The following is a 4387-nucleotide window of genomic DNA, read 5'->3' on the forward strand; positions in this document are numbered from 1 at the left end:
GGGTGTTGGCGGCGATTGCCGAGTTGCTGCCTGCGGGGGCAGCGAATCCTTTTCCGGTGATCGTCGGCACCTCCGCTGGTGCGATCAATGCGGTGAGCCTGGCCAGTGGCGCCAGCGATTTTTCCGCGGCCATCCAACGGCTGACGTCCTTCTGGCAGGGCTTTCGCAGCCACCAGGTGCTGCGCAGTGACTGGCCGGGGGTGATGCGCCAGGCCAGTCGTTTCCTGATCCACAGCCTGCTGGGCCTGGGCGCCCAGGTGCCGGTGGCGTTGCTCAACAGCTCACCGCTGCGCGAGCTGTTGCAGGAGCGCTTGAACCTGGACGGCATCGACGAGGCGATCCGTCGCCAGCATTTGCAGGCGGTGGCGGTGACCGCGTTTGGTTATGAGTCCGGGCAAGCGGTGACCTTCTATCAGGGCGGCGGCACCATTGATGCCTGGCTGCGCCATCGGCGTATCGGTGTGCCCACCCAATTGACCGTAGAGCACCTGCTGGCCAGTTCGGCGATCCCGCTGCTGTTTGCCCCGGTCAAACTCGGCCAGGAGTACTTCGGCGATGGCGCGGTGCGCCAGTCCGCCCCCATCAGCCCGGCCTTGCACCTGGGCGCCAGTCGCGTGTTGGTGGTGGGGGTGAGTGGCAACCCTCGGGGCAATGAACCTTCGGTGCAACGCACTTACACCGGCCAGCAACCGACCCTGGCGCAAATTGGCGGGCACATGCTCAACAGCACGTTCATTGACAGCCTGGAAAGCGATATCGAGCTGCTGGAGCGCTTGAACCAGTTCAGCCGCGTCGTGCCTGTGGATGCGGCGGTCCAGGGCCTGGCGCCAGTGGAGGTGCTGGTGATTGCCCCCAGCCAGCCCATCGATGAAATCGCCGCGCGACATCGCCAGGAATTGCCGGCGGCACTGCGTGTGTTTTTGCGGGGGCCTGGGGCGACCAAGACCAGCGGCGCGGGGGTGTTGAGTTATCTGTTGTTCGAGGCGGGGTATTGCAGCGAGTTGATCGAACTGGGGCGCAAGGATGCCTTGGCCAAGCGCGAAGAAATCACCCGTTTCCTCGGCCTGACGCCGAACTGAATGTGGGAGCTGGCTTGCCTGCGATAGCGGTATGCCAGCCAACACTGCTGGCACAGACACACCGCGATCGCAGGCAAGCCAGCTCCCACAAGGAACCGCGATCAACCTTTAGAAGTGGTACTTGACCAGGAAGCTCGCCGTATCCTGGGTTGTCTTGAACGCGCCCGAATCCTCGATCCCGTATTTGTTCTTCCAGTAGTCGTATTCAAAACCCACATACAACTGCTTGTCGCCCCAATGCAAGGCTTTGCCCAAGTCGTATTTGACCTGTGGGTTGAAGTGCAGGTTGGCGTGGTAAGTGCCGCGGGCGTTCTTGTCGTTATCCACCACCCAGTCCATGAAACCGTCGATCAGCACGTCAGAATTACCCACGGGAATGGTGTACGACCACACCGGGGTGATCTGCCACACGCCGTCACCCGGGCGATTGCCTTCGGTCTGGCGCTGGTAGAAGTTCAGCTGGAAGTAGTCGAAACCGGGAATGTTCAAATCGAATGCCGGGCCCAGCAAGTAGGACTCGTTATCGCCCTCGCCGAACTCGTAGGTGAAGGCCAGCAGCACGTCCTTGATTGGGCCGAACGACAGGTCCTTGTCCAGGATCTTGCCGAACGACAAACGCGGGCTGAACTCGCCGTAGTAAGTATTCGGGCCGACATTGCCGTCTTCCTTGCCGTTGTAAAAGATACGGTCTAGGAAGAAGAAGTTATCGCCATACTTCCACGCGTCGGCATGTTCGAAGGTGACGGTTTGCTGGATCTGCGGGTTGACGGTAAAGCTCTTGCCCCACAGGTAAGTCAGGCTGTTGTTTTGCCACTGCAACAAGTCACCGGCTACGGCTTGGCCACCGGCCAACAGTGATCCTGCCAGCATCAGGCCTTTGAACATAGGTTTCATTCGGTTGCTCCCGAGTTAAAATTTTATGGTTTTTCTTCTACGCAGGCGCTCTGGTGTGGCGCCTTTTGGTTCGCTGCAAAAATCGTCTGTTCGGTCAGCTTTGATGCTTTTAGCAAGAGCTGCGCCAAGGTGTTCAAAAAGCCAAAAAATCCCCGTCGGCTGCAGCGGATGCAGTCGAATTCAGGGGACTTTTGTGCACTTTGGCAGCAAACATCAGGCCGGGATAAGTTGGCCTTGAGGTCAGCTTTTACATTCGCTGTTTTTTTTTGAGTCGATTCGAGCGGGCGCGGAGAATACTGGCTCCCAGGCCTGGGCTCAAGTGCGCTGTAACAGAGCGCGAGGGGCAAGAATGGGGCGCGGCGTGTGGCCGGCCCCATGTCAAGGTTGTGCATGTGGGTGTTCCCTGTTTGTTGTTATTTTTGTACTAACAAAGGAATCAATGCGTATGTGCGACTTCGGGGCGCTCAGCGCCGCCGAGAATGTTGAACAGGATGTTCAGCGACAGCGCACTGAGGGTGGCCATGGCGATGCCGCTGTGGGTAATCGGGCTCATCCACAACGGCAGCTGTGCGAAGAACTCCGGGCGTACCACGGGGATCAGGCCCATGCCGATACTCACTGCCACCAGCAACTGGTTACGGCGGTCGGCGATGTCGGCTTCCTGCAGAATCTTGATCCCGGTTGCCGCCACCATGCCGAACATCGCAATCGCCGCGCCGCCGAGTACCGCAGGTGGAATCGACGCCACCAGATAGGCCGCCTTGGGCAGCAGGCTGAGCACGATCAAGAACGCGCCGGCCATGAGCGTGACCGAGCGGCAGCGCACGCCGGTCATCTGCACCAGGCCGATATTCTGGGCGAAGGAGGAGTGGGTAAAGGTGTTGAAGAAGCCGGCAAAGAACGACGCGCCGGCATCACACAACAGGCCGCGTCGCAGCATCTTCGGCGTGACCTCCTGGCCGGTGATCTTGCCCAGGGCGAGGAACATGCCGGTGGACTCGACAAAAATGATCACCACCACCAGGCACATCGACAGGATTGGCGCCAACTCGAACTTGGGCATGCCAAAGTGCAACGGCGTTACCACCTGCACCCATGGCGCCTGGGCCAGGCCACTGAGGTCGACCATGCCGATCACGCCACACAGCGCGTAACCCAGGCCCATGCCGATCAGCACCGAGATGTTCACCCAGAAGCCGCGCATGAAGCGGTTGATCAGCAAGATTGTGCCCAGCACCAGGGCGGCAATCGCCAGGTAGACCGGCGAGCCAAACGTGGCGGCGGCGCTACCTCCGCCGGCCCAGTTCACCGCCACGGGAAACAGCGAAAGGCCGATGGCAGTGATCACCGTACCGGTCACCAGCGGTGGGAAAAAGCGCACCACCTTGGACATGAACGGCGCGATCAGCATGCCGAAGAACCCGGCGGCGATGGTCGCGCCAAAGATGCCCTGCAAACCGATACCGGGCATGCCGGCCATGGCGACCATGCTGCCCACGGCGGCAAAACTGGCGCCCATCATCACCGGCATGCGGATCCCCATCGGGCCGATGCCGAACGACTGCACCATGGTGGCAATACCGGCTACGAGTAGGTCGGCGTTGATCAGAAAGGCGATTTCTTCACGGCTCAAGCCGGCGGCTTGGCCAATGATCAGGGGCACGGCGACGGCACCGCCGTACATCAGCAAGACGTGTTGCAGGCCTACCAGAATCAATTGCAAGAGGGGCAGCCGCACCATGGCGGGCGCGGCAGGAGTCTGCGTTTCTAACTGGGACATGCAACACCTCGAATCTTTTTATTTTTGTGTTGTTTGGCATTCAATTGCCGGATGAAACTCAATCTTCAAGCCATCACTGATCTCCCTTGTGGGATCTGGCTTGCCTGCGATGGCGGTGTGTCAGTCAACGAAAGCGTTGGTGATCTACCGCTATCGCAGGCAAGCCAGCTCCCACATGGGAACGGTGTGAAACAGTCAGTTGGTACGGGCCCCTTGGTTGATCCAGGTGCCGATCAAATCCCGCTCCTGCTGGGTCATCTGGGTAATGTTGCCCAGCGGCATGATCTGGCTGGCCACGGCCTGCGCTTGAATGCGCGCGGCCTGTTGCTGGATCTGTGCCGGTGTGTCGAACATCACCCCAGCCGGAGCGGTGCTGAACAGCGGGCTGGTGGGCTTGGCCGAGTGGCACACGGTGCAGCGTTGCTCGATCACGTGGTGCACCTGGCCGAAGTCCGTGGTGGCCTGGGCCGGTGCCGGTTCAGCGGCGGGTGCGGCAGGCGCGGCGGGTTTCAAACCACCGCCCAATGCAGTTTCCGGCAGGGGTCTCCTTTTCACCACTCCCCGCCCCCCAGGCCGTTGCCGGTGTTTCGTCTGTCGTCTTTTTCTTTTAAAAAAAAAAAAAAAAATTACTAAG

General features: G+C 60.1%; 4 protein-coding genes and 1 pseudogene. 1 reads left to right on the forward strand and 4 read right to left on the reverse strand.

Going from position 1 to position 4387, the window contains the following annotated elements:
- Positions 1–1079, forward strand: a 1079-nt coding sequence (locus tag GIW04_RS28215) for a patatin-like phospholipase family protein (RefSeq protein WP_236479430.1), incomplete at its 5' end; no start/stop codon positions are given.
- Positions 1080–1187: 108 nt separating this feature from the next.
- On the opposite strand, the gene GIW04_RS28220 is transcribed toward GIW04_RS28215, so the two are convergent.
- The 4 genes and pseudogenes from GIW04_RS28220 to GIW04_RS28235 form a co-directional block, all read right to left on the reverse strand.
- Positions 1188–1973 (reverse strand): outer membrane protein OmpK, encoded by a 786-nt coding sequence (locus GIW04_RS28220; RefSeq protein ID WP_003192827.1) that lies wholly within the window; start codon positions 1971–1973, stop codon positions 1188–1190.
- A gap of 23 nt (positions 1974–1996) precedes the next feature.
- Complete coding sequence (locus GIW04_RS28225) at positions 1997–2365, reverse strand: hypothetical protein (protein WP_137204238.1); 369 nt, start codon at positions 2363–2365, stop codon at positions 1997–1999.
- Positions 2366–2409: 44 nt separating this feature from the next.
- Entirely contained in the window at positions 2410–3753 is a 1344-nt protein-coding gene (locus GIW04_RS28230; RefSeq protein ID WP_003192826.1) for a nucleobase:cation symporter-2 family protein, read from the reverse strand.
- A gap of 195 nt (positions 3754–3948) precedes the next feature.
- Positions 3949–4308: pseudogene (locus GIW04_RS28235) on the reverse strand (urate hydroxylase PuuD); the annotation flags it as partial.
- Between the last annotated feature and the right edge of the window lie 79 nt (positions 4309–4387).

Source organism: Pseudomonas sp. PA-4-8C (assembly GCF_021606625.1).
Classification (GTDB): domain Bacteria; phylum Pseudomonadota; class Gammaproteobacteria; order Pseudomonadales; family Pseudomonadaceae; genus Aquipseudomonas; species Aquipseudomonas lactis.